This window comes from Halorubrum aquaticum (genome assembly GCF_900113615.1).
In the GTDB taxonomy this organism is placed as follows: Archaea; Halobacteriota; Halobacteria; order Halobacteriales; family Haloferacaceae; genus Halorubrum; species Halorubrum aquaticum.
Genome location: NZ_FOPZ01000004.1, coordinates 44340 through 70136, shown reverse-complemented (window position 1 = coordinate 70136; position 25797 = coordinate 44340). Strand labels below are relative to the sequence as shown.

Below are 25797 nucleotides of genomic sequence, written 5' to 3'. Positions count from 1 at the left end.
GAGCTGAGAGATCGACCCGAGTATCTCAGCGCTCCCTCATTCGTATACCTCGCCCTTCCGTGTCCTGAAGCTGACCCACGTTCCGAGGGTTCGAGACCCGTTGGCCGAGCGCCGTCCGTCATTAGCCCGTGTCAGAGGTACGCATCGTCCCACTCGTCGGCCAGATGAACGTTGCCACAGTTCCCGCACTCGAGCCTATCCTGTCCGTCGGTGGAGACGTTCGTACCCCCACACTGCGAACAGAAGTATCCGTACGCGTCCTCCTCGTCGTCCGCGGAGTACACGGTGAAGAACGGGGCCATACTGCCGGGAACGCTGTCGTCGTGATCGACGGGTCGGTCACCCCCGTCGACGGCGACGACCTCGGGGACCGTGACGGTCGGTTCGGTCGACGTCTCCGTCGATTGGCCCGCCGTGTACACGATGACTGCGAACTCCTCTCCGCCGATCAGTATCCGTTCGTGATCGCCCTGTTCGAGGCCGAACCCCTCGAGGAACTCGCCGCCCTCGACGGCCTCGTCGAGGATACACGCCGCGATCGGCTTCTCGGCGAACCGCTCGCGAACGCGCTCGAGCAGCGCCGTGGCGATGCCCCCGCCCCGTGCCGCCGGGTCCACGTGGAGCCACCGGATCGTCGCTTTCGTTCCGATCTCGACGGTGATGAACCCGCGGACGGTTTCCGTGCCGTCGACCTCCTCTTCGACGACCAACACCGCCGTCTCCGCATCGTCGAGCAGGTCGGCCAGCGACGCGTCGTCGAACTCCTCCTCGAGCATCGTCTCGATCTGTTCCGGACTGAGCGAGTACGACGATCGTAGCGAGTCGCGCGCGATCGCTCTGATCCGTTCTCGGTCGGTCGACTCCGCAGGACGAACGTTCATGTGAGTTGGTTTCTTTGAGTCATCAGCAATCCGATGTTCATGCGTCAACACACCGATGTCTCATACTGAAAACGAGAACTCAGCGGGAGACGAACCGATGGAGGTCCAGTGGGCGGTGTTACCGTTCAGGCGAACCCCGTCCTCCTCGACGGTCCCGATGCGAGCGGTGTCGAGCCGGTCGTCGTTGTCGGGATCGTCCTCGTGGTCACGAGAGTGATCACGTCATACCGGATGTGAGATCCGTGTAAGTATTGTCGGCTTGCTCTCGCAAGGCATTGATACGTCATTGCGATTCGGCCCGAATGTAGGCTGTAACCCGTACTCGCGTAAGGTTCAAGGACACTGGCGTTCATTATTTAACATGGTTGATGTGTCATTTCACAGTATGATCGATCCGGACGTCGACCGCCGCTGGGTGACCGCCCGGATCGGCGGCCGGGACGGGACCGGACTCCCCTCGGTGCGGATGGCGGTCCGGTTCGGCGACCCGGAGCGGTCGCTCGCGTTCCCGCGCGTCCCCGCGACGACGACCGGACCGGAACCGTCGTCCGTCTCGCCGGGACGGCTCCCGTCACAGGGGTGGTGACATGGACCGAGTCGAGAGCGAACTCACGGATCGATTGCCGCCCCGCGCCAGGCTCGGTTGGTGGGCGTTCGTCTTCCTCCTCGGCGCGGCAGTCGCGTACGTCGTCGGCTCCTTCATCGGACTCGTCGTCTTGGGGCTGTTCGGCTACTACGCCACTCGGCCGATCTGCGTCCGGCTTAGGTCGGTAACGGGCTCCCGACACCTCGCGGCGATGCTTACGGCGCTGTCCGTCCTGGTCCCGATCCTGCTGCTGTTCGTGCTCGCCGGCCTCCGTCTGTTCCAGGCCGTTCAGCGCCAGTTCGAGGGCGGAGAACTCGTCGGTACGCTCATCTCCCGGATCACGGGTGTCGGTGCGCTCTCGACGGGACAACGTGATCAGCTGGTGTCGCTGCTTTCGAACCCCTCGTCGGCCCTCGACGCGAGCGGCTCGTTCTGGTCCAACGTGGGGACCGCCGTGACCGCGCTCCAAGGCGTACTGGGCGGGCTGTTCCTGCTTGGACTCGCCACGACGCTGGCGTACTTCCTGCTCGCCAACGACGCCGACGTCTCGGAGGGCCTGATCGAGCTGTTCGGGGGGCGCGATTCGACGGCGTACGCGTACGCCGTCGCGGTCGACGCCGACTTGGAATCGGTGTTTTTCGGCAACCTGCTGTTCGTCGTCGCCTCGTCCGTCCTGGCGACCGTCACGTACGCAGTAACGAACCTCGTGGCGCCGCCTGGACTCCAAGTACCGATGGTGCTCGTGGCCGGGATCCTGACCGGACTCGCGAGCCTGATACCCGTCGTCGTCGGCAAGATCGTCTACATTCCCATCGTCGCGTCCCTCGGCTTCCAAGCCGTCAGCACCGATCAAAGCCAGGGAAGCCTCGTCTTCGTCGGGGTCGTCCTCGTGGCCTACGTGCTCCTTCTGGACGTCCTGCCACAGTCCTTCCTACAGCCCTACCTGTCCGGGCGACGGATCGATCCGATCTTGCTGTTGTTCGCCTACCTGATCGGACCGATCCTGTTCGGCTGGTACGGGTTCTTCCTCATGCCGATCCTGTTCGTGCTCGTCCTCGAGGCGATCCGGATCGTCCTCCCGGAACTGCTCAGCGGGGAGCAACTCCGTCCCGAGGCGACTGTCGCGGAGGAGATCGGGACGGATCCACAGGAGGCGCGAGCCGAACGAGACGACGCCCAGGACGACACCCAGGACGACGCCCAGGACGACACTCAGGACGACGATTCCGGTTCCGACCTCGACCGTGACCCGGATCCGGCTGAGAGTTGAGATCGAGGCCACGGGCCGTCTCGGGTTGCGCTCGCAAGCCCCGACCTTATCACGCTCAGAGCCGCGTGACTCCCATGGCGATCGTCGATACACTGATCGCGTTCCCGATGAGCCCGCTCCTCGGCGTGACGGGAACTGACGTTCGTGGGTCCGATCGGTTCGACGCACTTGGGGACACCCGGTGTGTAGGATCGTGAGACACGATCCCGCAAACGGGAGCTGTGGGCCTCCCGTTCGACGGCCCTCGTTCGCCTCCGGCAGGACGTGTCGGGACGGGTGGCGGTTCGGCGTCGAGCACGCGCTCGTCGTCGAGTTCGAAGCGACGCGGCCATGAGCGTCGTCGACTACTACTGGAGCTTCCGCGACTGGTTCCCGGTCCCGCAGCGAAACGGGCGGTTCAACCTGATCCGATGGGTCCTGCTGGAGGCCGATCGACTCGCGGTCACCGGCGCGTTGCTGTCGTTTATGTTCTCGGCGCTCATGCTCATCGGGTCGGTCTGGCCCTTCGAGATGCAAAGGGTCCTCACGGAGACGCCGGCGGTCCAGAGCATCCTGAGTTCGCTGTTGAGTGGCATCATCCTGCTCGTGTCGATCGTGGTGTCGATCAACTCGACCGTGCTCTCCCACGACATCACCTCCGTGGAGACGCAGGGGAACCGTATCCAGGGAGTCATGCAGTTCCGACGGGACGTCGGTCGGCTGGCCGAGAGCGGACAGAACCCCACGGATCCGGCCTCGTTCCTCGATCTGATGGCATCGGTCATTCACGACCGCGCGAACGCCGTCGAGGGGGTCGCCACGGGGAGCGACGAGGACCTAACCCGGGATATACAGACGTTCGTCGACGAGGTCATCAAAACGGTCGAGCCGCTGGGTGACCACGCCGACAGTGCCTCCGGCACGGAGTTCGGTGTCCTCTGGATCGGTCTGGAGACGGAGTACGGGACGTTCATGGATCGCTCGCGGACGCTGCGGAGCTCCCACGAGGGCGAACTATCCGATACGTTCGACGAACGGCTGGACGACCTCATCCAGGCGTTCCAGCTGTTCGCGACCGGCAAGGAGTACTTCAAAACGCTGTATTACACTCGGGAGGTGTCCCAGCTGTCGCGGACGCTCCTCGTGGTCTCGCTGCCATCGATCCTCGTCACCGCGTCGGCCATTCTCGCGATCAACGCGGAGCTCCTGCCGGATGCGTGGGTCTTCGGTCTCCCGCCCCTGATGAGCTTCGTCGCGACCGTGTTCACGATCGCGCTGGCTCCGTTTCTCGTGTTGACCGCGTACATGCTCCGGCTCACAACGGTCGCCCAGCGAACCGCTGGAGCGGGGCCCTTCTCCCTGTGACGGCGAGGGCCGAGACCGCACACGCAGGGTCTTTCCCCCGCACACGCAGGCAACGTCGTTAATGGACCGGCAGCATCCCCGATCAACGATGGACACCGTCGTCGCGGTCGAGACGCGGATGGGAGTCGCTTCCGCCGGGGGCACTCGGGTCGTCGACGCCCGACCGGCGTCACGCTCCGCACGCGAGCCGGCCGGCTCGGGGGCATCGCTCGTATGGTAGACGTGACCGGCCACCTCGGCATGGCACTGCTCTGGCTCGCGCCGGCGTGGTTCCTCCTCGACGGTCCGAGAACGGCGGGAACGTTCGTCGTCTCGGGCGTTCCCTTCGGAATGTTGCCGGACGTCGACCTCGTCCTCGAGGGGCTTCTCCCGACCGTCAAGCACCACGGAGTGTTTCACACCGTACTCGCGGTGACGATCTTCGCCGCGATCCTCGGCCCCGTCGTCGGGAAGGTCGTCGAGAGGGTCGCCGGTGGCACTGACTGGTTCTCTCCCGAAGCGGCGGCCCACGGCATCCGGTTCGGCTTCCTGGCGGTCTGGATACCCGGACTCGCCCACGTCTTCGCGGATATGCTCTCGGCGCCGGACATCGCCGATTCCATCGAACCGCTCTGGCCGGTCTATCACGGGTCGATCGGCGTCGACCTCGTCTGGTACAACGATCCCGTCGTCAACTGGGGGCTTCTCGTCGCCGGCGTCCTCGTCAACGCCGGGCTGTATCTGTACACCGGTGGTCGGTCCCCGTCCGACTGAGGGGGACCGCTCGCGGATCGACCCCACCGAGAAGTCCTTGCGAACGCAAGCCCGGGCCTATTGTACGTCGGCCCGGTAACCATCCCGTGAACAGATCGATACTCGGCGGACGAACGTTACGGAGACTGGGAATCGTATCGACGCTGCTGGACGCCGCTGCGGCGTTCGCCCGCCGAGATATCCGGACGGGGATCCTCCTGCTCGGTGCGGCCGTCGCGTCGAAATGGGTGCCGGGATTGGGCGTGGTCGCCTCCATCCTCACCCGACTCCACCGGAGGATCGGGCGACTACCGAGGGGTCAAGCATGAGCGAGAACGCGGGATCGGAGCCGGACTCGGAGAACGGACCCATCACTCCCGGCGAGACGGTGTACGACGAGGACGGACGGGTCCTCGGGCAGGTCCACGAGTACACCGCCGACGGGTTCGAGGTCACGACCACGGAGAGCGGCTCAACCGGCGGGGACGACGCGGAGAGCCTTCCGGGACAGGAGTTCGGTGAAGGGTACCTGATGTGGCGCTGTTCGGAGTGCGGCGAGATGGGAGACCTCGAGGGGGGAATGCCGGACCCCTGTCCGGCGTGTGGCGCCCCGGAGGAGGCGATCGTCGCGGTCGAAGAGGACTGACCGCGGTACGATGCCCCGGACGGCGGCACCTCGGTGAGAGGAGGCATCCGTGCCGAGACCGGGGACTGGACGAAACGACGCGACCGGTCGGTTGACCGTCTCCGAACTCGGATGTCGCCACCGAGTTCGAGGACGGGAACGCGAGGGTCGGCACGCCGTTGATCCTCGCTCCGTCCGGCTGCTGTCGGATCGAAGTACCCGACGAACACGTGAGATGCCGCGGATGCGAGCTCCGAGTCGGTTCACCGGCTCCTGTAGTGCCGGATTAATACACTAATAACGAAAGTTAATTGTGAACTATACTCCGGTTTTAATATGTGGGATGGACAAGCGAGCGACCGCCATGGTCACACTACTGTCGGCCGCTCTTCCCCAGGAGAAGTTCGTTCTCACGGAGACGTTGTCGTCGGTTCCGAACGCGAGCTTCGAGGTCGAGGGGGTGGTCGAGACGTGCGAGACCAGCGTGATGCCCCTTATCTGGGCGAGCGCCGGCGACCACGATCACCTCGATACGGCCCTCTTGGACGATCCCACGACGGAGGAGGTCGAGTTACTCTCGGATCAGGCCGACCAGTGGTTGTATCGGATGAAATGGGTCAACGACGTTCAGGGTCTGCTCGAGACGCTCGTGACGAATCAGGCAACGATCCTGACGGCGACGACGAGCGACGGGCGCTGGGTCGTACGGCTCATGTTCCCGACCCACGACGGCGTGAGCGAAACGATGGCCCACTGTAAGGAGCACGACATCGATCTGGAGATGATCGCGATCCGCGAGATGAGCGGCCAACCGGCGGGCCGGTACGGACTCACCGACCCGCAGTTCGTGGCGTTGACGACCGCTTGGAAGCAGGGGTTCTACACGGTCCCCCGGGGAGTCGAGCTCGTCGACGTCGCTGCGGACTTGGGCGTCTCTCATCAGGCGCTCTCCGAACGGTTGCGACGGGGCATCGACGCCCTCGTTCAGGACACGTTGATGGCGGATGATCAACCGGCCGAAATCAGCAGGTGATCTCCTTCAACGAGGAACGGACCGTGGAAGCCCTATCATTGCTGGTCTCGTCTCCATCTGTATGACCGATGAATCGCCGGACGACTCGGAACCGGCAGAGGAAGCCGAACTCGGCAGCGAGATCGCCGATCACAGCACGGAGCTGAGTTCGATATTGGGTGATGCCTATCGCGGAGAACTGGACCGGGAGACGACGTGGCGATCACGCCTTGACCAGACGACTACTTGGGGTGTGACGGTCGTGGCTGCGATCCTCACGTTCGCGTTTTCCAGTACCGACAATCCACATTACATCGTCCTCGTCGGTATTCTCGCCGTCTCTCTCTTCCTGTTGATCGAGGCACGGCGGTATCGTGACTACGACGTCTATCGCTCACGAGTGCGCCTCTTCCAACAGAACTTGCTTGCGGACGCGCTCGATCCGTCAGCGGGCGTCGAACACGAGGACTGGCGAAGCAAACTCAGTCGGGACTATCGGACGCCGACGCTGAAAGTGTCGATGGTGGAAGCCACGGCGAACCGTCTTCAGCGGATCTACCTCCCGCTTCTGGCTGTCCTACTCGTCGCGTGGCTGTTCCGAATCACGGCGTTCGCGCCGAACGAGAGCCCACTGACGACGGCCACGATCGCCGGCGTCCCTGGAACTCTCGTCGTGACCGTCATCGCTCTCTATTACGCGACAGCCGTTATGATCGTACTCTGGCCTCGGGACAGGGAAGCGAAAGGGGAGTTCAGGGAAGGAGATCCGCACGACTGGAAGGAATCCGGCTGATCACGGTCAGCGGCACTTGATCGTCCCGCGAATTCGGAGAGTCGATCTTGGTGTCCCCTCGACAGCGAATCGTTTCCATCGATCGCCGCTTAAACACGTCCTCGATCGGTCACCGGGAGGAACCCGTCCGACCGATCCGTTCGTGTCTGGCCGAGTTCGGACGCACGCCCGGGACGACGGTTCCGCGTCTTGCCCCGGCCGTTCGGGAACGCATAAACGAGAAGGCCGTCTATGGACCAATAATGACCAACGAACCGGACGCCGCGAACGCGGGGTGGTTTTCGGATCTCGATCCGGAGGACCTCGATGCCGCGGAGGCGGAGATACTCAGGGGAAGCGCCGAAGAGCCGGAGGACTGGCCACGGATCGCCGTCGAGTCCGGGTATGCTGATTCGGAGGAGGAGTACTACGACCGACTCCACGAGGCGACGATACACGCGACGCGGCAGGAAGTACGCGAACGTGAGCGTGCCGACGATCAGCAGTTGATCCACGCCGTCCGGGCGATGGACGACTGCGAGCGCGTCGCGAACGAACTGGCCGAGCGGGCGGCCGAGTGGGCGGGAAGCCGCTTCGACGACGCCGAGCTCGGGATCGCCGGCGCACGCGAGATCGCCGCGCGGGAGCCCGACGGCGACCTCGAGCGACGGGTCGTCTCGCTGTCGGCGCGCGCGGTCGACCTCGCCGACGAGCGGGACGAGCTGTCGGCCACCGTCGACCGGGTCGCGCCCGCGGTCGCGCCGAACCTCGCCGACATGGCCGGGCCGGAGCTCGCGGCGCGGCTGATCGCGCTCGCCGGGGGGCTCGAGCCGCTGGCGAAGAAGCCCTCGGGGACCGTTCAGGTGCTCGGCGCGGAGGACGCGCTGTTCGCGCACCTCTCGGGGCGGGCCCCCTCGCCGAAACACGGGATCATCTACACCCACGAGTTCGTCCGGGGGACCCGCCCCGAGGACCGCGGGTCGGCCGCCCGGGCGCTCGCGGGGAAGCTGGCGCTCGCGGCACGTGCGGACCACTACTCGGGGGAGTACCGCGAGGTGCTCCACGAGGACCTCCGCGAGCGGATGGCGACGATCCGGGCGCGCGCGGCGTCCGAGGAGGTGAACGCGAATGAGTGACCCTGACCTTCCCGTGGGCGTCGAGCGCCGGTCGTTCGACGGCGAGACGCGACTTGCGACCCGCGGCCCGCCGGTCTACGGCGAGCCGACCGACGGCGAGTGGCGCGCGTGGGGCCCCGAGCGGTCGAAGCTCGGCGGGATGTTGGAACTCGGGTTCGACGCCGGCCTCTCCGGCGGCGAGACGGTGTTGTACCTCGGCGCGGCCGCGGGGACGACCGTCAGTCACGTCGCGGACTTCGCCGGCCCGACGTACGCCGTGGAGTTCGCGCCCCGGCCGACGCGGGACCTCCTCGACGTGGCCGAGTCCCGCGACCGGCTGTTTCCCCTCCTGAAGGACGCCCGAAAGCCGGAGACGTACGCGCACGTCGTCGAGCGCGACCTCGACGCGATCGTTCAGGACGTCGCGACCCGCGGGCAGGCGGCGGTCGCGACCCGAAACGCCCGATTCCTCGCCGACGACGGGCGGCTGCTGCTAGCGGTGAAAGCCCGCAGCGAGGACGTCACTGCCGATCCGGACGACGTGTTCGCGGACGTGCTCGCCGAGTTGCGGGGTACCTACGAGGTGCTCGAGACCGAGCGGCTGGACCGGTTCCACGAGGACCACCTCGGGGTCGTGGCGACGCCGAAGTGAGATGCGGAGGAGCGTCCGATGTCGACGCCCTCACCACGTCGGCGGGGTGAAGCCGGCGTTCTCGAGGAGGGGTTTCCAGCGTTGCTGGACGGAGAGCCGCGAGACGCCCATGGCGTCTGCGACGGTTGATTGGGGGCGTTCCTGGCCGCGGATCAGCGCGGCGGCGTAGAGGCTGGCGGCGGCGGTCGCGGCCTTCGAGCGCTCCTCATCGGGGATCTCCGAGAGGAACAGGTCGGTCGCGGTCGAGCACGCGTCGTCGTCGAGGTCGAGGTCAGCACACGCCTCCTCGAGGTGGTCGATCCATTCGGCGTTGTCGACGCGGTCACTCGCCCGGTACATGTCCCGGGGTTGGCGGCCGAGGTACAAAAACGGTCCGTGGATCGTGACGTATCGGTCCCCGAATCCGGGTCCGTTCGTTAGGTTCTTGAGGCGGTTCCGCCTACGAGTGGTCGCGCGCGGGTTGCCGAGCCAGGCCAAAGGCGTAGCGCTTAGGACGCTATCCCGTAGGGGTCCGCCGGTTCGAATCCGGTCCCGCGCATGGCGAGGCGCGAGCGCAGCGAGCGCCTCGGATCACGAACGGCGAGCGGAGCGAGCCGTGAGTGTGAGCGGACCATTCGGTCTACGTCGGTGTCGAGGCGGTGAACACGTCCAAAGCCCCAGCCGCGAGGCGCTCCGCGCCTCTGGCAGCCGGCGGCGGAGCCGCCGGCGACTGCCCCTTTGATTCCCACCCACACCGCACGGCCCCGCACCTCACGCCTCCCCAGCCTCGTCGGTCGCCGGAGGCGACCGACTCCCTCGCGGGCCGGGAGCGGGCCGCCGGCCCGCTCCCGGGCGCGCCACCGCTTGGTTTCGATCGGATCGTACGTCGTCGACCCGCCGGGGACGGTTTCAAGTACTCGCTGCCCTCACCCACGAGCAGTGATGGAGCCGCCCGAGATCGAACGGTTGGACGAGCGGACGATCCAGCGGATCGCGGCGGGCGAGGTGGTCGAGCGGCCGGCCAGCGTCGTCAAGGAGCTGATCGAGAACAGCCTCGACGCGGGCGCGACCCGGGTCGCCGTCTCGGTCGAGGCCGGCGGCACCGAGGGGATCCGTGTCCGCGACGACGGCGTCGGGATCCCGGCCGACCAACTCGAGGCGGCCGTCGCCGAACACGCCACCTCGAAGATCGGCGACATCGAGGACCTCGAGGCGGGCGTCGGGACGCTCGGGTTCCGCGGCGAGGCGCTGTACACGGTCGGCGCGGTCTCCCGACTCACGGTCCGGTCGCGCCCGCCGGACGCGGACGTGGGTGCGGAGGTCACGGTCGAAGGCGGCGACGTCGGCGAAGTGCGGCCCGCGGGCTGCCCGACGGGCACGACCGTCGAGGTGGATGACCTCTTCTACAACACGCCCGCCCGCAAGAAGTTCCTCAAGCGGGTGTCCACGGAGTTCGACCACGTCAACACGGTGGTCACGGGGTACGCGCTCGCGAACCCCGACGTGGCCGTCTCGCTCGAACACGACGGCCGCGAGACGTTCGCGACCGAGGGCAACGGCGACCTCCGGTCGGCCGTGCTGGCAGTCTACGGTCGGGAAGTCGCCGAGTCGATGCTCGAGGTCGACTGGGAGCCGGAGTCGGAGGAGGAGGGGGCTCCCCCGGCGACGCGCGTCACCGGCCTCGTCTCGCACCCGGAGACGACCCGGTCGGCCCGCGACTACCTCGCGACGTACGTCAACGACCGGTACGTCACGGCCGGCGCGCTCCGCGAGGCGGTGTTGGAGGCGTACGGCGGCCAACTCGCGCCCGACCGCTACCCCTTCGCGGTGCTCTTCGTCGAGGTCCCGCCCGACGAGGTGGACGTCAACGTCCACCCGCGGAAGCTGGAGGTCCGGTTCGACCGGGAGGCGGGTGTCAGGGCGGCCGTCGAGTCGGCCGTCGAATCGGCGCTGCTCGATCACGGCCTCATCCGGTCGACCGCGCCGCGCGGACGGTCCGCGCCCGACGAAGTCGACGTGGCCCCCGAGAGCACCGACGGCGAGGTCGTCGGCGGGGCGGGGGCTGCGGGTGGACGGCGCGGAGACGAGGGGGACGGAACCGACACGGGAACCACCGCCGAGATCGACCCGAAGAACGGGTCGGCGACGGAACTCGAGCCGGACGACGAGGACGCCTGGGCGGTCGAGGGACTCGCCGGCGACTCGGGAAGTGACGCCGGCGCAGACCGCGATTCGAGCCGCGGCGACGACGCGAGTCATGGCGGCGAACCGGACCGCGACGGCGACACGGATCTCACGCGCGACGTGGACCGCCACGACGATGCGGACCGTGACGCCGGTGTGACTTCGTCCGAATCGGACCGTCCTTCGCCGCGGAGTTGGCAGTCCGGCGGCGCGGAGGCGGGCGGCACGGAGGCGGGCGGCACGGAGGCGGGCGACGATGACCGGAACTCGGAAGACGACCGGGGCTCGCTCGGGAGCCACGGATCGCTCGCCGACGCTTCCGGGGTCGCCGCCGATTCCGGTTCGAATTCCGGCTTCGAGTCCGATGCCGGTCCCGAGTCCGACGCCGATCGCGTTCCGGACGCCGACCCGACGCCACGACGCTCCACGACGAGCCAGCGCACCCTCGCCGGCGAGGAGACGAGCGACGAGCGCGCGTACGACTCGCTGCCGTCGCTGCGCGTGCTCGGCCAGCTTCACGACACCTACGTCGTCGCGGAGGCCCCCGACGGACTGGTGTTGATCGACCAGCACGCCGCCGACGAGCGGGTGAACTACGAGCGGCTCAGACGGGAGTTCGCCGACGGCCCCCCCGCCCAGGCGCTCGCGGAGCCGGTGACAGTCGAGTTGACGGCGCGGGAGGCGGCGCTGTTCGGCGAGTTCCTCGAGGAACTGTCGGGGGTCGGGTTCCGCGCCGAGCGCGCGGGCGAGCGCGAGGTCGTCGTCGAGGCGGTCCCCGCGGTCTTCGACGCCGCGCTCGACCCCGAACTCCTCCGGGACGTCCTCACGGAGTTCGTCACGGACGCGGCCCGGACCGCGGAGTCGGCCGAGGAGGACGGTTCCGCCGCGGACGCCCCGGGATCGAACCCCGTGACCGACGCAGTCGACGAGCTGCTCGCCGACCTCGCGTGTTACCCCTCGGTGACGGGGAACACGTCGCTGACGGAGGGCCGCGTCGTCGACCTCCTCGACCGGCTCGACGCGTGTGAGAACCCCTACGCCTGCCCGCACGGCCGACCGGTCGTGATCCGGCTCGACCGCGAGGAGCTGGGATCGCGCTTCGAGCGCGACTACCCGGGTCACGCCGGCCGGCGGGCGGAGTGAGGCCGGCACTCCCGGGATCCGCGGGTCCCGACGGCCACCCACGTCGACCGCGGAGAGGTACGCTTTTGTCACGCCGAGGGAACCTCGACACATGGAACGCGTAGCGATCATCGGCGCGTCGATGACGCGGTTCGGGCAGCGCGACGCGTGGGTGCGCGAGTTGCTCGCGGAGGCCGGGGAGGCGGCGCTCGCCGACGCCGGGATCGCCGGCGACGACCTCGACCACCTGTACGTCTCGAACATGGCCAGCGGCGAGTTCGAGGGACAGACGGGCGTCCCGAACGCCCTCGCACACGACCTCGCGGCCATGCCGGCGTACACCGCCCGGATCGACCAGACCTCCTCGTCGGGCGGCGCGGGCGTCTACGCCGCCTGGCAGTCGGTCGCCTCCGGCGCGAGCGACCTGACGATGCTCGTCGGCGGCGAGAAGATGACCCACCGGAGCACCGCGGAGGCGACCGACGTGATCGCCTCGCTCACGCACCCGGTCGAGTACAAACACGGCGTGACGCTCCCCTCCTTCGCGGGGCTCACGGCGCGACTCTACCTCGAGGAGTACGACGCCCCCCGAGAGAGCCTCGGGAAGGTCGCGGTCAAGAACCACTCTAACGGCGTCGACAACCCCCACGCGCAGTTCCGCAAGGAGGTCGACCTCGAGACGGTCCTCGAGTCGCCGGTTGTCGCAGACCCCTTGCGGCTGTACGACTTCTGTCCGATCACGGACGGCTCCGCCGCGCTCGTGTTCTGCCCGGAGTCGGTCGCCGAGGAGTACGTCCCCGCGGACGAGTACGCGGTCGTCTCGGGGGTCGGCGGCGCGACGGACACCCACGTCGTCCACGAGCGCGCGGACCCGACGACGATGGGCGGCGTCGTCGACTCCTCGGAGATCGCCTACGACATGGCCGGGATCGGTCCCGACGACGTCGACGTCGCGGAGCTCCACGACATGTTCACCATCCTCGAGTTCCTCCAGAGCGAGGACCTCGGCTTCTTCGAGAAGGGCGAGGGCTGGAGGGCGGTCGAGGAGGGCGTCACCGACCGTGACGGCGACCTCCCGATCAACACCTCCGGCGGGCTCAAATCGAAGGGCCACCCCCTCGGCGCGAGCGGCGTCGCACAGGTGTACGAGATATTCGAACAGGTCACCGGCGACGCCGGCCCGCGGCAGGTCGAGGCGGACGTGGGGCTCGCGTGTAACGTCGGCGGGTTCGGGAACTGCGTGACGACGACGGTCCTGGAGGGAAGCCAATGAACGACACGAACGCGGACGAGACGAACGAAGGCGGAACGAACGCGGACACGAACGGGGAGACGAGCGACGAACCGACTTTCGAGGCGGCCGAGTACGCCGACGGGACGGTCACCTATCCGCCGCATCCGGTCGGGCCGAACGGCGCGGAGCGGACGGGGACGGTCGACCTCCGCGCACACGAGGCCCGCGTCGTCACGTGGACGACCTCCACGGCGACGCCGCCGGGGGTCCGCGAGCCCAACACGCTCGCGATCGTCGAGTTCGAGATGGGCGAGGGGTACGACGGCCCGCCGGTGCGCGCGCTCGGACAGGTCGCGGTCGACCCCGACGACCCCGACGGCGGGACGTTCGACGTCGCCATCGGCGACCGCGTCGAACCCGTCCACGCCGACGAGCTCCGCGAGCCCGGCGCGGGGATCCGCGAGCCCGCGAGCCAGTCGTGGGACGGGTTCCGGTTCCGGCCGGTCGAGTAGGGTCGTCGTCTCGACGGCGTCGTGTGGGTCGTCTCCGTTCGCTACTCGTCTTCTTCGGAGAGATACGGCGCGCAGACGCGTTCGACGCCCTCCTCGAAGTCGATCTCCGGTTCCCACCCCGTCGCCGCGCGGATCCGCGAGCTGTCCGCGCACGTGTGGTAGACGTAGTTGTCCAGCGGAACGGGCTCGTACTCGGGGTCGACGTCGGTGTCCAGCGCCTCGTTGATCAGATCGACCGTCTCGTTGAACGAGCGGGGGTCGCCCGTGCCGACGTTGTACACGCCCGACAGCTCGTGGTCGGCGGCGAGCTCGAGCGCACGGACCACGTCGTCGACGTGGGTGAAGTCACGGGTCTGGCTGCCGTCGCCCCACAGCACGGGTGCGCGTCCGTGTGCGATCTCGTCGGCGAACTGCGAGACCGTGTTCGCGTACCCCTCCTTGTGCGCCTCGGCCCCGCCGTACCCCTGATACACCGAGAAGAAGCGCATGCCGGCGAGCGTCAGCTCCGGGTTGAACTCGTCGTAGTACTCCGCGTAGCGCTCGCGTGAGAGCATCGAGGCGTCGTATCCCGTCGAGGCCTCCACGTCGAGGTCCTCGGAGGAGGGCTCCGTCCGGCTCCCGTAGATGGAGGAGGTCGAGGCGTAGACGACGGTCTCACAGCCGTCCGCAGTCGCCTGCTCGACGACGTTCACGAACCCCTCGACGTTGACGCGGGCGCCGCGCCGCGGCTGCTCCTCGAGCATCTGTCGGCTCGACAGCGCGGCGAGGTGGAAGACCGCGTCCACGTCGGTCGGGAGGTCGTCGTCGAGGACGTCCGCCTCGACGTAGCTCACGTCGTCCGCGAGGTTCTCCGGCGTCCCGAGGAACCCGTTATCGAGCGCGATGACGTCGTTGTCGGCGGCCAGCGCGTTCGCGAGGTTCGACCCGATGAAGCCCGCCCCGCCGGTCACGAGCACGCGTGCGTCCTGCATGTCCGCCCGTTTCCGACTTGGGGGTATATCGATACCGGATCTCCGAGGTCCGAGACGTTCGTTTCGAGACGTCGAAACGTCCCTCCCGAGTCACCGGAGCGTTCGCACGCCGAGCGCAGAGGTCACGATCCCGCCGAGGACGACCGGGACCCAGTAGGTCGCGCCGCGGAACACGATCACGGCCGCAGTGATCGCCGAGGCCTCGATCCCGGTCGTCGGCACGAGCAGCGCCACGTAGGCGGCCTCGATACCGCCGAGTCCGCCCGGCATCGGCGTTGCGCCCGCGAGATTCGCGAGCGGGATCGCGAACAGCACCACGTACGGCGGGATCGCGTGGCCGATCGCGGCGAACGCCGCCGTCAGCGCGACCGCCTGTGCGAGCCAGCCCAGAAGCGACAGCCCGACGACGATCGAGAGTCCCCACCGGTCCGTTCCGACGCGTTCGATGTCCGCGAAGAACCGGTCCAGACGCTCCGTCAGGTCGGCCTCCAGTTCCGCCGCGTCGTACCGACCCCGTGTGATCCGACCGACCCACGGGGAGACGACGGCGGGGAGGCGCTCGACGACCGCTTCCCGGTAGCGCCAGACGACGGAGATAACCAACACGACCCCGCCGACCAACGCGACGGCGGAGACGACCGCCGTCCCGAGCCGGTCGCCGACGGCGGCGGTGGTCGCGTAGTAGCCGACGCCGACGAGGACGAGCGAGAGCGACGGGACGACGTTGAGGACGTCGACGCTCGCGATGCCGGCGAGCCCGGTCTCGTAGCGGCAGTCGGAGACCTTCGAGATGAGCAGCGCGGCGACGGGCTCGCCGCCCGCCTGCCCGAACGGGGTCACGTTGTTCGCGAAGACGGCCCCGACGTAGACGAGAACCGACGTGTGGACGGGGACGGAGACGCCGAGCGAGCCGAGGACGGTCCGGAGCATCAGCCCCCAGGCGACGAGCCAGCAGAGCGCGAACGCCACGGTCGCCGCCACGTACGCCGGGTCAGCCGTCGACAGGGTGTCGACGACGTCGCCCGCGCCGACGAGGAAGAACAGGACCGCGAGGACGGCGACCGCCGCGAGCGACCCGAGAAACAGCACGCGACGGTTGCCGTCGGCCATACCCGACCATATCGCGGTAGCGAACTTGAAACGTCTGATCGGCTACGGCCGCGGTCCGTCCGCGGAGTCGGCGGATCGACGGCGCGAATCGCTCGCCGATCCGCGGACCAATAAGAATACAACGTTCGATCCGAAACGTACCCGCAACCGATGGAAGACCAGCGTTTCCTCGAATCGGAGTGGGACTACTGTCTGGTACTCGATGCGTGCCGATACGACGTGTTCCGTGACGTCTACGACGACTACCTCGAGGGCGACCTAGAGAAGCGCTGGAGCGTCGGGTCCTCGACGCCCGAGTGGGCCTACCGGACGTTCACCGGCGACCACGACATCGCGTACTTCTCCGGGAACCCCTTCATCAACGACCTGGGAATCCCGCTGAACGAGCTCAAGTGGGGTGCGAGCTGTGACTACGAGTGGACCGCCTCCGACCACATCAGCGACATCCACGACGTCTGGAAGACCGGCTGGGACGACGACCTCGGTACCGTCCCGCCCGAGGGGATCGCGGCGGCGTTCCGCGACGAGCAGGAGGCCGTCGAGCGGGCCGACCGCACCGTGCTCCACTACATGCAGCCGCACGCGCCGTACCTCTCGCGCGGCAAGGGGCAGAAGCTCAAACAGATCCAGAAGGGGATCAAACGCCAGGAGGAGGAAGCGAACGAGGACGGCGGCGACGGAGGCGACGGGCTGCTCTCCTCGCTGAGCGACTCGATCCGCCCGAGGATCGAGAGCCGGCTGGACGACAGCGAGTTCGCCCAGAAGGCCGGGCTGTGGCTGGAGCTCGACCCCAAGGACCTCGTGACGGACGGGACTCGCGTGGCCGCGCTCCGGCTCTACGAGGAGAACCTGCGGATCGCCTTGGAGTCCGTCGCCGACCTGGTCGAGGAACTCGACGGGACCGTCGTCGTCACCGCCGACCACGGCGAGGCGTTCGGCGAGGAGGGCGTCTGGGAACACCACATCGAGACGCACATCCCGCCGCTGATGGAGGTGCCGTGGCTCGAAGTGAAGTGACTGCCGGACGATGAAGGTCAGCCACTACTTCGAGTTCGAGTCGCGGGTCACCGGCGGGATCCGCGAGTCCGTCGCCCACCAGCGGAAGATGCTCGACCGACTCGGGATCGAGTACACGACCGAGCCGACGCTCGAGGCCGACGTGTTTCACTGTAACCTGCTCGGCCCCCGGTCGGCGTGGTACGCGCGACGCGCGGCCCGCCGCGGCGTGCCGGTCGTCGCGAACACCCACGTGACCGCCGAGGACTTCGGGGACAGCTTCCGGTTCACGAACGCGCTCGCGAGGCCGCTCCGGCCGTACCTCGAGTGGGCCTACGGGCTCGCGGACGCGCTCGTCTGCCCCTCCGAGTACAACCGGGGCGTGATCGAGTCGTACGCCGACGCCCCGACGACGGTCATCTCGAACGGCGTCGACCGCGAGAAGCTCGCTGGATTCGAGTCGCTCTCCGCGACCTACCGCGACCGGTACGACCTCGAGGAACCCGTCGTCTTCCTCGTCGGCCACGTGATCAAACGCAAGGGCCTCGAGACGTTCGTCGAGACGGCCCGCCGGATGCCCGACGTCGACTTCGCGTGGTTCGGCCCGCTGGACCTCTCGTTGAAGGGACGGGAGACGACCGAACTGATCGAGGAGTCGCCGGAGAACTGTACGTTCACCGGCTACGTCGACGATATCCGCGGAGCCTACGCCGCCGGCGACGTGTTCTGTTTCCCGACCCACGAGGAGAACGAGGGCATCGCTCTGCTCGAGGCGATGACGACCGGGAAGCCGGTCGTCGTCCGCGACATCGAGACGTTCGAGTGGCTCGAGGACGGCCGGGAGTGTCTGAAGACCGCGGCGGACGCCGGCGTCGACGCCTTCGTCGAGGCGATAGAGCGGCTCGACGACTCCGAACTCCGTGATCGACTCGGGACGAACGCGGCCGAGCGCAGCGAGGAGTTCGCGCTCGAGACGGTCGCGGAGCGTTACCGCTCGCTGTACGAGGAGGTGGTCTGAGTGCGGATCGGCTTCTTCACCGACAGCTACTTCCCCGGGATCGACGGCGTCACCTACACCATCGACCTCTGGCGCGAGAAGCTCGAGGCGCGGGGCCACGAGGTGTACGTGGTCTATCCCGACGGCGACTACGAGCCCGGCGATCGGGAGATCCCGGTCAGGTCCCTCCCGAACCCGTTCTACGAGGGATACCGGATCCCGACGTACCGCCGGCTCTCGACGCTGCCGGAGCTCGACGTGGTCCACTGTCACGGCCCCGCGCCGGTCGGAATGCTCGGACGGTACTACGCCCGGAAACACGACCTCCCCTCGGTGTACACCCACCACACGCCCCTCGAGGAGTACTTCCACCAGAGCGTCGGGTCCGAGGCGATCGCGTCGGCCCTCTCCCGGCTGTACGTCCCGTTCGAGAACGCGTTCCTCCGGACGTTCGACGTCGTGACGGCCTCCACGAAGCGGATCGACCGCGACGTCGAGCACGTCCCGCTCCCGGTCGGGATCGACATGGACTTCTTCGAACCGAGCGGGACGGACTGGTACCCCGACGACACCGTGATCGGGTACAGCGGTCGGCTCAGCATGGAGAAGAACGTCGAGGAGGTCCTGCGAGTCGCGAAGCGGCTCCCGGAGTACCGGTTCGTCGTCGTCGGCGAGGGGCCGCGCCGCGAGCCGCTGGAGCGCGACGCACCCTCGAACGTGGAGATCCGCGACTTCCTCCCGCGCGAGGACTTGCCGACCTTCTACTCCTCCATCGACGCGTTCGTGACGGCCTCCACCGGCGACACGCTGGGACTGTCCACGCTCGAGGCGAACGCCTGTGGAACCCCCGTCGCCGCCGCCGACGTCGCGCCGTTCGACCAGACGATCGGCCTCGGAAACGGCGAACGGTTCACGCGCGGCGACCTCGAGGGGATGGCCGAGGCGATCGAGACGTGTCTCTCGACGGATAGGGACACGAGAGCGGCCGTCGAGCAGTACGACGTGCGGCGCACGCTGGAGAACCTCGAACACCTCTACCGCAACGCGCGGACGCCGGCGGAACACGCCGCGGCGGTCGAGGAGGGCTGGCCGCTCGCCGAGGACCCGATCGAGTGATCCCGTAGCCCCGGCCCCGCCCTCCCGTCAGACACGCCGGAAGTCCCCGAGCCGCGTCCCGTCGAGGAGGTACGCGTCGCCGGCGGCGAGCCCCTCCGGGAGGAACGGTGCGAGGAACGACCCGCCCTCGACGTTGATCCACGTACCGCCGGAGCGCTCGTTGAACGCCGGGAACACGACGAGTTCGGGGCCGGAGCTCGGAGGACTCGATTCGGTTCCCGACCCGTCGCCGGCGTCCCCGTCGCCGAAGACGGACGGCTTCAACGGGCCGCGAAGCCACGCGCGTTCGGTTCGGGACCCGCCGACGGCGTCCTCGAGTCTGACTTGCGGATGCTCGTGACCCATACAGACCACCTCCGCAGAACGGAGCGACGGGTCCGGTCGGGTGTGTCCGTGGAGCACGGCGATTCCACCTTCGGTCTCGCCGTGCCCGGTTTCGATTCCCGTCCCGAGCCGCCCGCCGCCGGGTTCGATCACGTCGACGTCGTCGGCGAACGCGTCCGCGACGCCGGCGTCGTGGTTCCCTTCGACCAGCGTCAGCGGGACGCGCTCGGTGACCGCCGACACGAGCGCCGCCAGTTCCTCGCGTTCTTCCCCCTCGGGCGCGCCGACCCGGTGTGCGAGGTCGCCGAGGACGACGAGCCGGTCGACGCCCGTCCCGTCGATCAGCGAACACAGGCGGTCCCGGCGCTCGTCGGCGCGACTCTCGAGTTCCACCCCGCGCTCGTAGCGGAGGCCGACCTCGATACCGGCGTGGACGTCCGCGACGAGCAGCGCCCGTTCCCCGCCGAGGTCGGCGACGGCCGCCGGCTCGCCGACGACCGGCTCGACCGTGGCCATCAGATCGCCTTGAGCAGGCCCTCTCCCGGTTCGTAACACTTCCCGCCCATCAGCGCGTCCTGGACGGCGTCCTCGACGGTTTCGGGGTCGACGCCGTACTCGGACGCGACCGCCTCGACGACCGCCTCGCGGTCCGCGCCGTCGCCGTCGTCGAGCGCCTCCATCTCCTCGACCGCCGCGGCCTCGAGGTCGACGTCGGCGGGATCGGCGTCGTCCGCAATATCCGCGTCGTCGTCGGGATCGGTGTCGTCAGCGGAGTCGGCGTCGCCGACGTCCCCACCATCGTCGCTTGCGGCGTTCGTTCCGCTCGCCGACCCTGGCTCGCCGGCCTCGCCTGTGGGGTCGGAATCGTCCGCTCCGCCGGTCTCGACGCCCTCGGAAAGCTCGTCGGGTCCGGGCACGTCGATGTCGGCTTCACCCGGCTCGTCGACTTCGGACCCGGTCGAGAAGTCGGTGCCGAACTCGGATTCGATCTCCTCGCGTTCCGCCTCGTCGAGTTCGTACATCTCGTCCGTCTCCGCCTCCGCCGTCGTCTCTGTCTCCGCCGCCGTCTCGGCGCCGTCACCGTCGTCGCCCCCACCGTCGTCGAAGTCCCCGAGGCCGGTCCCGTCGTCGGAGTCGCCGGGATCGTCGGAGTCGTTGAAGTCATCGAGGCCGTCATCGAGATCGCCTTCGGCCACGGTCTCGTCGCCGGTAGTCCCCGCTCCCCCGGTCGTTGCGGAAGCGTCGGCCGAGGAGTCGGTTGCCGTCGAGGCGTCGTCGGGAACCGACGGGGCGTCCGCCTCCGAGGCGGTCGTCGTTTCGGTTGACTCGCTCGACGTTTCCGCCGGCTCGCTCGACGTTTCCGCCGGCTCGTCCGACGACTCGACCGTCGTCTCGGCCGTCCCGGCGGTCGCTGCCGCCTCGACCCGCACGTCGGTGTCCGGCAGGGGACCGATCGTCGCGTCGCCGCCGGCGTCGGGCGCGACGTCGGGCGCGCGGACCTCGTCGCGCTCGCCCGCGATCAGCTCCAGCGCGTCGACCGCCAGCCGCCGGATCGCCTCGACGTACGCGGAGGAGGTGCCGTAGTGTTCGATCGCCTTGGGAACGCCCGCCGCGAGCGCCGCCGGCGCGCCGCCGGCTTCGAGCGCGCCCCGCAGGTCCTCCCCGCGGAGGTCCGACTCGAGTGCCCGCTCGAGGACCGCGAGCCGGTCGAGCGTCGCCTCGGCCGCGGAGACGACCCACCGGTCGCGGGTGTCGGCGTCGACCTCGCTGAGGCTCTCGGGGCGGACGGAGGTGAACACCCGGTCCGAGTCCTCCGGCTCGAACGTCCGGGCCTTGCCCGTCAGCGCGACGAACGCGGGCGTCTCGGCGCGTTCGAGGAACGCCTGTTCGTCCGGCTGGTACTGGCCGGCGTACGTCACGAACGCGCCGGAGGGGTCGACGACCCGCCCGCGGCTCGTCTGGTCGTTGACGCGCTCGACCTCGGTGAGCACGCCCACCGCGAACAGCCGGTTGACCCGCGCGCCTGTCGGCGTCACCACGTAGTTCGGGGCCCGCTCCTCGTCGCTCTCGGAGTACGACAGCGAGGCGTCGTCGAACTCCGCGGCGAACAGTCGGTGGGCCACCTCGCGGGTGCCCGGCCCGTCGTCGCTCATTCGCGCACCTCCGCGAGCGCCGCGCGGGCCGCATCGGCCGGGTCGTCGTCGGCCGGGACGAAGGCCGTGGCGTCGAGCGTCGCGCCGTACTCGTCGACCGAGAGGCTCCCGCGGACGCGGTAGGCCCCGCCCACGAGCGCGTCGGCGATCGACTCCGCGACGACGTCCTTGTCCATCGCCTCGGTCGCGGCCGCGAGCGCGTCCTCCAGCCCGCCGCCGTACACCTCGGCCGTGAGCTCGTCGTCGAGCACGACGGTGACGGTGTCGGTGCCGTCGTCGAGGATCGCCTTCACGCGGAGGTCGTCCTCGCCGTCGACCTCGCCGTGGCTGCGACACTGGCCGTTCTGGATCACGCGCCCGCACTCCGGACAGCGCTCGATGAGCCCGGAGCCGTCGCGCACCTCGAGGACGTTCCCGACCAGTTCGACGTCGAACACCCCCCCGGAGGCGACCGCGTCCGCGACCGACAGCCGCGGCGCGCTCTCCGCGACCTCGACGGGCTCGGAGAGCGGGGTCACCGTCGTGAACTCGGTGAGGTTGATCGAGGGGACCCCCCGGAACTCGCGGGCGTACACGTCCTCGATCCGGAGGCTCGCGCCGGCCTCCAGCTCCGGGCTCGGGTCCCAGTCGGTGAAGGGGAGTTTTCCGGTCCCGTCGCCGACGACGCCCTCGAGGATCTCCGTCTCGCCGTCGCGTCCCGAGATGGTCTTCGCTTCGACCTCCAGGACCCGGACCTCCACGTTGCGGCCGCGGTCGCCGGCCGAGACCTCGACGAGGTCCCGGTCGCCGCCGATCTCCCGGTCGACCTCGACGGGTTCGTCGGCGATCGCGACCGTCGTCGACTCGTTGAGGTTGAGCTCGGGCTCGCCGTCCCACTCGCGGACGCCGGCGTTGCCGATCGTGAGCGAGTCGCCCGGCTCGAACCCGAAGTCCTGCCAGGCGGTGTAGGAGATCGTCCCCGTCCCGTCGGCGAGTTCCCCCTCGCGGATCGTGAGGTCGTCGCCCTGATACCGGATCGTTCGGGTGCCGCGGGTGAGCACCCGGACCGTGACCGTGACGTTGCCGTGGTCGGTGGTGATCTCGGCGAGGTCGACCGACTCCGGCGTCGGACTCGACCCGCCGCCACCGCCGCCGTGTTTCCGGCGGACGCTCTGTTTGGCCTCGTCGATCGGGACGCTGTACTCGAGTAGGTTCTCCAGGTCCGCTTTGACCTCCGCCTTGTCGACGCCGAGGTCGGAGGCGAGCTCCTCGGCATGGCTGTTGACGTCCATCGGTCGCGAGTTCGACGCCACCACACAAAAGGGTTCACCCCCTCCCGTCCGGCACAGCTAAACCGTTCCCGTCCGCAGGGAAGGACATGGCCGACATCGACGCGAGCGAGGTCGGGATCGACACGCGCGTCACGGCGGAACGGACCGTCATCGACGTGACCGGGACGCGGGACGTGGCGGTGGTCGTGCGCTCGGCGGGCGGCGAGCGGATCTACCTCCCGCCGGAGAGCTTCGACGACCCGGTCTCGGAGTCGTCGTACGCGTCGCCGTACACGTCGCCGTATCAGGGCGCGGCGGCCCGCGAGGACGACGACGGAACCCCGTACCGCGGGGCCGTCGAAAGCACGAGGGGGGTCATTGAGACCGCCGACGGCTTCCGGATCCGGCACCCGGAGCCGGTGACGGAGTTCGACGTGTATCGAGGGGAGTAGTGGAGTCGTCGGTCGGCCCGCTCAGGCCACGTCCTCGTAGACCGCGAGCGTGTCCTCGGCGACCGCCGACCAGTCGCGGCGCTCGTACTCCGGCGGCGACTCCCGGTCGAGCGCGGCCGTGAGCCCGTCGACGATCGACTCCGAGTCCGGCGTGACCTCGATCAGACAGTCCTCGGGGAGGATCTCCGCGGCGCCGCATCGCGTCGAGACGACCTGCGTGCCCGCCTCCAGCGCCTCGGTGATCGTGATCCCGAACGGCTCCGAGAAGGAGGGGGAGACGAACGCGTCGCTCGCGGCGTAGTAGTCGCCGAGTTCCGCCTCGGGCACGTAACCCACGAACTCGACCTTCTCCTCGATTCCGACCAGCTCGACGAACCGCTTCAGCTGTTCGGTCTGGTGACCCGAGCCGCCCACGACGAGCGTGACGTCGCGGCCGCGGAGCTTCTTCATCGCGTACAGCAGGTGTGAGATGCCCTTCTGGTCAGTGTGCCGTCCGACGAAGAACAACATCTCGCCGTCGATCCCGAGGTCCTCGCGCACGTCCTTCCCGGAGAACTTCGGCGTCGAGAAGCCGTTGTAGACGACCCGCGAGTCGGCCCCGTACAGCTCCCGGATGTCCTCGCGGACGATCTCGCTCACGGCGATGTTGGTGTCGGCGGCGTTCGCGAGCCGGCGCTCGGTCTCGACCTCGCGCGTCGGCGGATCGATGTTCCGGTCGCTCGCCAGCGAGTGGAACGAGGACACCCACGTCGCGTCGGAGGCCCGCGACGCCTCCCGTCCCGGTCCGTAGCCGAACCAGTCGTGGGTGTGGATCACGTCGTAGTCCGGCGCGAGTTCGACGAAGCGGTCGCTGAGACGGCCCACCCGCGTCGCCACGTCGCCCTCGCCGGTCTCGACGCCCTCGAGCCTCGGCTCGTCCTCGGGCGTCAATTCCGCGGGCAACACCAGCTTGGCGTCGACGTCGAACTCGTCGCGCAGCCCGGAGAACAGCTCCCCGACGTGGACGTCCAACCCGCCGGTGACGTTCGGCGGATACCCCCAACCTAACATGAGTACACTCGGCGGCATACACCATTGATCGGGGACTCGATACTTAGCTATGGTCCCTCGCGGTCGCCCGACACGATATCGCGCGTCTCACGTGATCGGATCCGATGGATCCATTCACTCATCAGCGATTCCGGTTGATCCACTTACAGAACTCGTCGAAGTCGAGCGCGCCGCACTGGTCTGCGACGTTCCGGAGCGTCCCTGCTCGGATCTCGTCGTGGAGCGGGATGCTGACGACTCTGATCTCATCCGTCTCCGGATGTTCGTATCTGAGCTTCAGGTGACTCCCCGTCCGATCCACCGGTCGCTAGCCGTTCTCGATCAGTACGGAAGCGACCTCCTCACCTGAGAACTGCCGTCGGGTCATTCCCCTTCCGCGTCGAACCACGGCACGTCCGGGACGCCGACCTCGTCGTCGACCGTCTCGGGATCGATCCCCCACTCGCGGAGATCGTCGTCGGTGATGGGATCACCCGTCTCACCCTTGTGAAGCGCGACTGCCTCGTCGATCATCTCCAAGGCGTGCTCGCGCGTCTCTCCCTGCGTCGTCACCCCCGTCTCCTCGTCGGTGACGATCCACATCTCACCGTCCTCCGCCAGCTCGAGCGTGATGTGTGTCGCGGGGGACGGATCCTCGCCGTTCCTGCCCGTATCCGTGCTCATATCGCCGAATAGACCGCACCACATCAAAAGGGTTCGGACGAACCTGAGCCGGTCAGTCGAATTCAGGCGGCCGTGACGGCGTCGCGAAGCGCGTCCGTCCGGTCCGTGATCGAGGTCGCCGCCGCCTCGACGGCGTCGAGGGGGTCGCCGGACTCGGCTTTCACCGTGAGGACGGGCTCGGTCTGGCCGCCGGACTGTTCGGGGTTCATGTCGTAGGTCGCGGCGGCGACGTCGTCGGCCTCCAACAGCGCGCCCTTCAGCACGTTCATGAACGTGTGGTCCTCGCCGGCGATCTCGATGCGGAGTTCCGTGTCGGTCTTCTCGATGACCCGCAGTTCCATACCCGTGGTTCGCCCGAACGGCGTTTCAACGTTTCGTCTCCGGGATATCGCCGGTCGACGGTCGATCGATGACGAGACCGGCCGACCGTCGTCGCCCAGCTCCTTCGACCGCGCGTCTCCACGGTCGCCCTTCGTCGTCAACCGTCAGCCACGGCAGCACTATATATCAAATATCTTAATATTATACTAAATAATATGTAATATTTTATGTTAACGGGCGTCAGATTCCGATCCATCCGAATCGGCTACGTTCGCGGTGGTGTGCCTTCGAGAGCATTCGCCGGCGCACGAAACGGTGCGCGAGACGGAGCGTGCGGGAGATCTAGACGGCCCGTCGGCGATTCCGGTGAGACC

The 25797-nt window shown here is 68.3% G+C and carries 27 protein-coding genes and 1 tRNA gene; 17 read left to right on the top strand and 11 right to left on the bottom strand.

All coding sequences use genetic code 11. From position 1 onward, the window contains the following. Positions 1–131: 131 nt before the first annotated feature. Complete coding sequence (locus tag F3H10_RS04970; protein WP_149783731.1) at positions 132–881, bottom strand: GNAT family N-acetyltransferase; 750 nt, start codon at positions 879–881, stop codon at positions 132–134. 385 nt (positions 882–1266) lie between these two features. Here F3H10_RS04970 and F3H10_RS04965 point away from each other — a divergent pair, with 385 nt between their 5' ends. The 9 genes from F3H10_RS04965 (at position 1267) to F3H10_RS04920 (ending at position 8989) form a co-directional block, all read left to right on the top strand. Beyond that, positions 1267–1467, top strand: coding sequence for a hypothetical protein (locus F3H10_RS04965; RefSeq protein ID WP_149783730.1), 201 nt, complete (start codon positions 1267–1269; stop codon positions 1465–1467). Position 1468: 1 nt separating this feature from the next. Continuing rightward, positions 1469–2737 (top strand): AI-2E family transporter, encoded by a 1269-nt coding sequence (locus F3H10_RS04960; RefSeq protein ID WP_149783729.1) that lies wholly within the window; start codon positions 1469–1471, stop codon positions 2735–2737. A gap of 330 nt (positions 2738–3067) precedes the next feature. Then, the gene (locus F3H10_RS04955) at positions 3068–4081 is read left to right on the top strand and encodes a hypothetical protein (RefSeq protein WP_149783728.1); all 1014 of its coding nucleotides are present in this window, start codon (positions 3068–3070) and stop codon (positions 4079–4081) included. A gap of 213 nt (positions 4082–4294) precedes the next feature. Further along, positions 4295–4834, top strand: a complete 540-nt coding sequence (locus F3H10_RS04950) for a metal-dependent hydrolase (RefSeq protein ID WP_149783727.1) — start codon at positions 4295–4297, stop codon at positions 4832–4834. A 304-nt stretch (positions 4835–5138) separates the two neighbouring features. Beyond that, on the top strand, positions 5139–5459 hold the full coding sequence (locus F3H10_RS04940; protein ID WP_149783725.1) for a DUF7130 family rubredoxin-like protein: 321 nt from the start codon (positions 5139–5141) through the stop codon (positions 5457–5459). 343 nt (positions 5460–5802) lie between these two features. Continuing rightward, positions 5803–6471: a helix-turn-helix domain-containing protein gene (locus F3H10_RS04935; protein WP_149783724.1), complete on the top strand. Its 669-nt coding sequence runs from the start codon at positions 5803–5805 to the stop codon at positions 6469–6471. A 61-nt stretch (positions 6472–6532) separates the two neighbouring features. Then, positions 6533–7243, top strand: a complete 711-nt coding sequence (locus tag F3H10_RS04930; protein WP_149783723.1) for a DUF2270 domain-containing protein — start codon at positions 6533–6535, stop codon at positions 7241–7243. Between the two features lie 242 nt (positions 7244–7485). Further along, a complete protein-coding gene (locus tag F3H10_RS04925; protein WP_149783722.1) occupies positions 7486–8358 on the top strand; it encodes an NOP5/NOP56 family protein in 873 nt (290 codons plus the stop codon). After that, positions 8351–8989 (top strand): fibrillarin-like rRNA/tRNA 2'-O-methyltransferase, encoded by a 639-nt coding sequence (locus F3H10_RS04920; protein WP_149783721.1) that lies wholly within the window; start codon positions 8351–8353, stop codon positions 8987–8989. Before F3H10_RS04925 ends, F3H10_RS04920 begins: the two co-directional genes overlap by 8 nt. 30 nt (positions 8990–9019) lie before the next feature. On the opposite strand, the gene F3H10_RS04915 is transcribed toward F3H10_RS04920, so the two are convergent. Continuing rightward, positions 9020–9328 carry a transcription initiation factor IIB family protein gene (locus F3H10_RS04915; RefSeq protein WP_149783720.1) on the bottom strand — a complete coding sequence of 103 codons (309 nt, stop codon included), beginning with the start codon at positions 9326–9328 and terminating at the stop codon, positions 9020–9022. 114 nt (positions 9329–9442) lie between these two features. On the opposite strand from F3H10_RS04915, the gene F3H10_RS04910 reads away from it, so the two are divergent. The 4 genes from F3H10_RS04910 to F3H10_RS04895 all read left to right on the top strand — a co-directional run bounded on the left by F3H10_RS04910 (position 9443) and on the right by F3H10_RS04895 (position 14020). Beyond that, a tRNA-Leu gene (locus F3H10_RS04910) sits at positions 9443–9527 on the top strand. A gap of 383 nt (positions 9528–9910) precedes the next feature. After that, positions 9911–12295: a DNA mismatch repair endonuclease MutL gene (gene mutL, locus F3H10_RS04905; protein WP_149783719.1), complete on the top strand. Its 2385-nt coding sequence runs from the start codon at positions 9911–9913 to the stop codon at positions 12293–12295. 91 nt (positions 12296–12386) lie between these two features. Then, complete coding sequence (locus F3H10_RS04900; RefSeq protein ID WP_149783718.1) at positions 12387–13547, top strand: thiolase family protein; 1161 nt, start codon at positions 12387–12389, stop codon at positions 13545–13547. Then, on the top strand, positions 13544–14020 hold the full coding sequence (locus tag F3H10_RS04895) for a Zn-ribbon domain-containing OB-fold protein (RefSeq protein WP_149783717.1): 477 nt from the start codon (positions 13544–13546) through the stop codon (positions 14018–14020). Before F3H10_RS04900 ends, F3H10_RS04895 begins: the two co-directional genes overlap by 4 nt. A 41-nt stretch (positions 14021–14061) precedes the next feature. Here the strand turns inward: F3H10_RS04895 and F3H10_RS04890 are convergent, their stop codons facing one another. Both F3H10_RS04890 and F3H10_RS04885 read right to left on the bottom strand, forming a co-directional pair. Continuing rightward, a complete protein-coding gene (locus tag F3H10_RS04890; protein WP_149783716.1) occupies positions 14062–14991 on the bottom strand; it encodes an NAD-dependent epimerase/dehydratase family protein in 930 nt (309 codons plus the stop codon). Positions 14992–15081: 90 nt separating this feature from the next. After that, positions 15082–16101 (bottom strand): lysylphosphatidylglycerol synthase transmembrane domain-containing protein, encoded by a 1020-nt coding sequence (locus F3H10_RS04885; protein WP_149783715.1) that lies wholly within the window; start codon positions 16099–16101, stop codon positions 15082–15084. A gap of 150 nt (positions 16102–16251) precedes the next feature. Between F3H10_RS04885 and F3H10_RS04880 the strand changes: the two genes are divergently transcribed. The 3 genes from F3H10_RS04880 to F3H10_RS04870 are packed head-to-tail and all read left to right on the top strand — an operon-like array spanning position 16252 to position 19210. After that, complete coding sequence (locus F3H10_RS04880) at positions 16252–17118, top strand: hypothetical protein (protein ID WP_149783714.1); 867 nt, start codon at positions 16252–16254, stop codon at positions 17116–17118. A 10-nt stretch (positions 17119–17128) separates the two neighbouring features. Next, complete coding sequence (locus F3H10_RS04875) at positions 17129–18115, top strand: glycosyltransferase family 4 protein (RefSeq protein ID WP_149783713.1); 987 nt, start codon at positions 17129–17131, stop codon at positions 18113–18115. Next, on the top strand, positions 18116–19210 hold the full coding sequence (locus tag F3H10_RS04870; RefSeq protein WP_149783712.1) for a glycosyltransferase: 1095 nt from the start codon (positions 18116–18118) through the stop codon (positions 19208–19210). Positions 19211–19237: 27 nt separating this feature from the next. Here the strand turns inward: F3H10_RS04870 and F3H10_RS04865 are convergent, their stop codons facing one another. Genes F3H10_RS04865 through F3H10_RS04855 form a run of 3 tightly spaced genes read right to left on the bottom strand, consistent with a single transcriptional unit; the run spans position 19238 to position 22958 of the window. Beyond that, entirely contained in the window at positions 19238–20050 is an 813-nt protein-coding gene (locus F3H10_RS04865) for a metallophosphoesterase (RefSeq protein ID WP_149783711.1), read from the bottom strand. Continuing rightward, positions 20050–21687 carry an RPA family protein gene (locus tag F3H10_RS04860; protein ID WP_149783710.1) on the bottom strand — a complete coding sequence of 546 codons (1638 nt, stop codon included), beginning with the start codon at positions 21685–21687 and terminating at the stop codon, positions 20050–20052. Before F3H10_RS04860 ends, F3H10_RS04865 begins: the two co-directional genes overlap by 1 nt. Continuing rightward, complete coding sequence (locus F3H10_RS04855) at positions 21684–22958, bottom strand: Single-stranded DNA binding protein (RefSeq protein ID WP_149783709.1); 1275 nt, start codon at positions 22956–22958, stop codon at positions 21684–21686. Before F3H10_RS04855 ends, F3H10_RS04860 begins: the two co-directional genes overlap by 4 nt. Positions 22959–23044: 86 nt before the next feature. Between F3H10_RS04855 and F3H10_RS04850 the strand changes: the two genes are divergently transcribed. Next, entirely contained in the window at positions 23045–23389 is a 345-nt protein-coding gene (locus F3H10_RS04850; protein WP_149783708.1) for a DUF7510 family protein, read from the top strand. A 21-nt stretch (positions 23390–23410) separates the two neighbouring features. Here the strand turns inward: F3H10_RS04850 and F3H10_RS04845 are convergent, their stop codons facing one another. The 4 genes from F3H10_RS04845 to F3H10_RS04830 all read right to left on the bottom strand — a co-directional run bounded on the left by F3H10_RS04845 (position 23411) and on the right by F3H10_RS04830 (position 25443). Continuing rightward, positions 23411–24439, bottom strand: a complete 1029-nt coding sequence (locus F3H10_RS04845; RefSeq protein WP_149783857.1) for a glycosyltransferase family 4 protein — start codon at positions 24437–24439, stop codon at positions 23411–23413. Positions 24440–24560: 121 nt separating this feature from the next. Continuing rightward, positions 24561–24740, bottom strand: a complete 180-nt coding sequence (locus F3H10_RS04840; RefSeq protein ID WP_343781975.1) for a type II toxin-antitoxin system HicA family toxin — start codon at positions 24738–24740, stop codon at positions 24561–24563. A gap of 62 nt (positions 24741–24802) precedes the next feature. After that, entirely contained in the window at positions 24803–25102 is a 300-nt protein-coding gene (locus tag F3H10_RS04835; RefSeq protein WP_188127865.1) for a type II toxin-antitoxin system HicB family antitoxin, read from the bottom strand. Between the two features lie 62 nt (positions 25103–25164). Further along, positions 25165–25443: a DNA-directed RNA polymerase subunit L gene (locus F3H10_RS04830; protein WP_149783707.1), complete on the bottom strand. Its 279-nt coding sequence runs from the start codon at positions 25441–25443 to the stop codon at positions 25165–25167. Positions 25444–25797: the final 354 nt, after the last annotated feature.